Annotated in this window: 4 protein-coding genes and 1 riboswitch; of the genes, 2 read left to right on the forward strand and 2 right to left on the reverse strand. The window is 59.7% G+C overall.

What is annotated here, in order from left to right; all coding sequences use genetic code 11:
* Nucleotides 1-182: 182 nt before the first annotated feature.
* Together KOM00_RS20955 and lexA are read right to left on the reverse strand one after the other, a co-directional pair.
* Nucleotides 183-1,433 (reverse strand): DNA polymerase Y family protein, encoded by a 1,251-nt coding sequence (locus KOM00_RS20955; RefSeq protein ID WP_216500852.1) that lies wholly within the window; start codon nt 1,431-1,433, stop codon nt 183-185.
* Nucleotides 1,409-2,062 (reverse strand): transcriptional repressor LexA, encoded by a 654-nt coding sequence (gene lexA, locus KOM00_RS20375; RefSeq protein ID WP_216500853.1) that lies wholly within the window; start codon nt 2,060-2,062, stop codon nt 1,409-1,411. Before lexA ends, KOM00_RS20955 begins: the two co-directional genes overlap by 25 nt.
* A 399-nt stretch (nt 2,063-2,461) precedes the next feature.
* A riboswitch (cyclic di-GMP riboswitch) is annotated at nt 2,462-2,538 on the forward strand.
* Nucleotides 2,539-2,611: 73 nt separating this feature from the next.
* Here lexA and KOM00_RS20380 point away from each other — a divergent pair.
* Both KOM00_RS20380 and KOM00_RS20385 read left to right on the forward strand, forming a co-directional pair.
* Nucleotides 2,612-2,806: a hypothetical protein gene (locus KOM00_RS20380; protein WP_216500854.1), complete on the forward strand. Its 195-nt coding sequence runs from the start codon at nt 2,612-2,614 to the stop codon at nt 2,804-2,806.
* 40 nt (nt 2,807-2,846) lie between these two features.
* Nucleotides 2,847-4,001: a DUF4388 domain-containing protein gene (locus KOM00_RS20385; protein WP_216500855.1), complete on the forward strand. Its 1,155-nt coding sequence runs from the start codon at nt 2,847-2,849 to the stop codon at nt 3,999-4,001.
* Nucleotides 4,002-4,568 lie beyond the last annotated feature (567 nt).

Here is a 4,568-nt window from a genome sequence, read left to right on the forward strand (position 1 = left end):
CAATGACTAACTTGATCGCTTCTTGCTTGAACTCTGAATCGTACTTGCGATTCGATCTCATGACACACCCTCCTGGCTCGTTAGGATATATGGTGTGTCCTCAAAAGTGAAGATAGCTCAGTCTTAACCAGAAGTCTGGTTTTGCCGTTATCCCTTTTATCCCCTTTATCCCTGTTAATGCCTTAGTTTTTAGTGACCGTCATGTACTTGTTCTGCTCCGGATCCCATTCCGGCGGCGCCTCGCTGGCGAGGGTGACGTCCCGGCGCAGCACCAGCCCCTTTCCCCAGCGCACCGCGTTCCTGCCGTGCTTTTCCCGCAAGAGGTCCAGCGTCTCCTGCAGGTCGCTCTCCCTTCTCGACACCTCCGCCGGCACGGCCGCGAAGAGATCCATCTGTCCCGCCTCCTCCGCCACCTGGTCGCAGCTAAGCCGCAGACTCTTCACCCGCTGCCGCCTCTTGCAGGTGACGAAGAAGAGCTCTTCCACGGCCACCAGCAACGGCAGATCCAGCGAGGTGGGCACCGGCAACACCTTCTTTCCCTGCTGCGCGACCCCGTCCGCGTACATGACCGAGAGCGTGATCTTGCGCGCCCCCTTCTGCAGGCGCCGCAACCGCAACCCGCACTCCTCCACGAGGCGCAGCAATTCCGACATCAGTATGGCGTCGTCGTTCTCCTCCTGCTCGAGGAACCCCTCCTCGACGATCTCGGTCGACAGCCGCGGCGGCTGCACCGGCGAGCGGTCGATGCCGCAGGCCCGGTCGTGCAGAAGCGGCGCGAAGGGGCCCACCGCCAGCCGAAGTTGCGGCACCGAGAGCGCCGCCACCTCTTCCACCCGTTTCAGGTTCAGATCCCGGAAGAGGAGCGTCTGCCTCGACTCCCCCACGCCCGGCAGCACCGACACCGGGAAGGGGGCGAGGAAAGGACGTTCGGCGCCGTGGAAGACGTCGTACACCCCAGGTTCCTGCATGGTGTCCGCTGCGACCCGCGAGACCAGCTTGTTCCCACCGGCCCCGGCCATCGCCTCCAGCCCCAACTGCCACGAGATCGACCTCTCAAGGCGTGCCGCCACGTCCCGCGCCGGCCCGAACAGCCTCCTCGACGCGGTCACATCCAGGAAAACCCGTCCCGCTCCCGGCTCGACCATGGGAGTGAACTCCGCCGAGAGTTCCATGAGCGCCAGGTTCCCCTTGGCCGCCAGGTGCGGATCGGGAGCTATGACGATGAGAGACGGGCAGGATCTGCGGGCGTGGTAGATCGGCGTCCCGACGTGAACCCCCTCCTCTGCGGCCTCCGGAGAGATGCACTGCAACAGTGCACGCTCCGAGTTGAGCGGAGCCACCGCCACCGGGCGCCCGCGCAGGTGCGAGTGAACCACCCGTGCCAGCGCGATGGGGAAGGCGGGCACCGTTATGTGGAGGATTTCCCTGTCCACTTTCGATAAAACCTCATGGAGCCCACCAGCACTCCCCTGATATGAAACTCGTCCTCTTCGGTCACCTCGATCGGGCTCATCGCCGAGTTGGCGGGAAGGAGCTGGATCGTGTTACCCTTGCGCAGGTACTTCTTGATGGTGATCGAGCCGTTCACCTCGGCGATCACCGTCTGGCCGTTTTCCGCGACCGACTGCGGGTGTACCGCCACGTAGTCGCCGTCCATGATCCCCATCTCAACCATGGAATCGCCGCGCACCTCGTAGACCACGTTGCCCGGTCCCGCCATGGCGGAAGGGACCTCGATGGCGTCGGCCAGTTCGTAGGCGTGCACCGGCTTCCCCGCCGCCACGATACCCACCAGTGGCAGTTCCATCCGTTCCGACGGCGCAATGGCCGATCCGGCGATTTCCGCCGCCGGATGCGCCGGAGCCGACAGTTGCAATCCTCGTTTCGCGTTCGAGCGGCGCGCCAGGTGCCCGTGTCGCTCCAGCGAGCGGAGGTAATGCTGCACCGTTCCCAGCGACTCGAAGCCGCACCCCTGCGCGATTTCCAACTGCGAAGGCTGGTACCCGTGGCGACTCACGAAATCCAGAATGAAATCAAGCACCCTCTTCTGTTTAGGTGTCATCCCCACCTCCATTCGATCATCCCTATCCTCCTGTCCTGCGGGAGAGGAGCGGGGTGATTGTCACTCGATCAGGAATGCGAGGATACTCGTAAGTTTTTCGTAAGTCAAGAGCGGCCGAATACCGAGACCCCGCATCATCATCATCATCATACCTCGGCGCCGCGGCGCCCCTGCGAGGGAAGGGGAAGATCGTGACTGGCGGAGACGTGCACTGACGGCAAACCGCAAAGAGGGATATGCTGATAAGGAAAAGCCCTGTCACCTTAAGGTGGCAGGGCGCACCTATCACCTTTGAATACCGAAGCGCCGGCTGGCATTGGATTCCTCATATCTTTACCCTTGACGCGCCCGTCTTCTTTAGGCTATCTTGCGCCACAAGCTCACATACCTAAAGTCAGATAACGACAATACTAAACCATCCGCGAGGGTGGGACGGAAAGCCTACTGGGTCTCATAGAGACAGCCGGGTCGCCGAAATATCTCAAGATATTCTGGCCCCGGCTTTTTTTGTGCCCGCGGTCGACAAAGGAGTTACCTATGAGGTGTCGCATGATGAAAGTGAACAAAATCCTGGTAGCAGCGTTGGTCTTAAGTAGCGTAGTCGCCGGAGTTTCCGGCTGCCGGAAAGAGGGGCCCGCGGAGCGTGCTGGTAAGGAAATCGACAAGTCCGTGGAGAAAGCCGGCAAGGAAATTGAGAAGGCCGGAGCCAAGCTGAACGACGCCGTTAACCAAATGAAAAAATGATGCTCAGGGCTGGTTTAGGGGAGCATGAAAGGCTGTAACCATGAGTCTTGTTGGCAACATCGAGGACCTGGGGCTTGGCGAAATCATGCAGATCGTCAGCATGAGCCGAAAGTCGGGTGTGCTGTCGCTGAAGAGCCGGGGGCGCGAGGCGCGCATCGTCTTCCATAATGGACAGGTCACCAGGGCCAGTTCCACCATGTTTCAGCAGAACATGGGGGAGCTGCTGATCCGGAGAGGGGTGATCGACCGGGGCACCCTCAACCGCGCGCTGAGCGCGCAGGCGGACGAAGGCTACCGCCAGCTTCTGGGCACCATCATGGTCGAGCGCTTCGAGGTAAGCGCCGAGGCGATCGACGCCGTGGTGCGCGAGCAGATTGAGAGGGTGGTCTATTCCCTTTTCACCTGGACCAGTGGGACTTTCGTATTCGAGATGCAGGAGGTGACCGAAGGCGTCGCCATTAGGATTGACCCGGTCCAGTTCATGCCGATACAGGGGCTCAACCCGCAGTTCCTCGCCATGGAGGGGTCCCGGATTCTGGACGAAAAGCGCCACCGGGGCGAGTTGGTTGAGGAACCGGAGGCACCGGTCGTGTCCGCGGGTTCTGCAAATCCCGGCAGGGAACCCGCAAAGATTCCAGCAACACCCGAGCCTCCGGCCCTGGCGCTGGGGGAAAGGGGGGCAGCTTCGGAAACGGTGGAGATAACTGCCTGGCTGGTGATGGCGGTCGGCGGGGCAGCTCTTTTGTACGGCATCGCGGGACTTATGAAGTACTACGGCCGCGATTGGCAGACGGTATTGTCTGAGCCGTATCTGGTTCCGGTCACGAAGTTCTCCGTCTTCATCGACCTCGGTTTCATACCGTGGACGATCACCCTCGCCAGCATCTATCTGCTCTGGGCGGCCTACCAGTTCTGGAAACTCAGGGAGGGCTCCTTGAACCGGTTGATCGAAGGCGCCTGGTCCGGTATCGCGGTTGTGGTTGTATATGAAGTCTTCGAGTTCCGCCAGTGGGTGAAACTCGCCTCCAGCAACGCCGCCTTTTCCTATTACGCCATAGGCGTCGTCGGCCTGATCTTCGGGACCGCCCTGTTGAGCACGCCCTTCGCGGGGCTCCTGTTATGCCTCAAGAGCGATTGGATGTCGCGCGAGCTGAGAAAGCCCTGCTTGGTACCTTCAGGGGCACGCCCGCTTTGACGGCCGGGGGGAGCCTGATAAGCTGTCCTGGGCTTACCTGTCCCCTCGTCGACTCCCTCCCAACCTCCACCCTGGCAATGGATTGCTAGCCGGTAAAAGGGTGAAGGTCGATAACCTTCCTGCAAGATCCGAAAAACGCCCCGGCAAAATCGCAAAACGTAATACAAACAGCGAAGTACGACCGCAGACGGGCAAAGTGCAACCGTATATTCGCAAAGTGCGACCGTACTTTCGTAAAGTACGACCCTACTTTCGCAAAGTGCGACCGTACTTTCACAAAGTACGACCCTACTTTCGCAAAGTACGACCGTACTTTCGCAAAGTACGACCCTACTTTCGCAAAGTACGACCCTACTTTCGCAAAGTGCGACCGTACTTTCGCAAAGTACGACCCTACTTTCGCAAAACACGACCCTACTTTCGTAAAGTAGGACCCTACATTCGCAGGGCCTGTAAAGAATTTTGTGTAAATGGCCTTGGTTAAGATTTTGGCAATCTGTCTTCGAAGAGGATGGCGAATCGAGCCATTGCCGCTTTCCAGTTTATGATCGGCTTCTTCCATTTCTT

This window comes from Geomonas diazotrophica, from assembly GCF_018919385.1.
GTDB classification, from domain to species: domain Bacteria; phylum Desulfobacterota; class Desulfuromonadia; order Geobacterales; family Geobacteraceae; genus Geomonas; species Geomonas diazotrophica.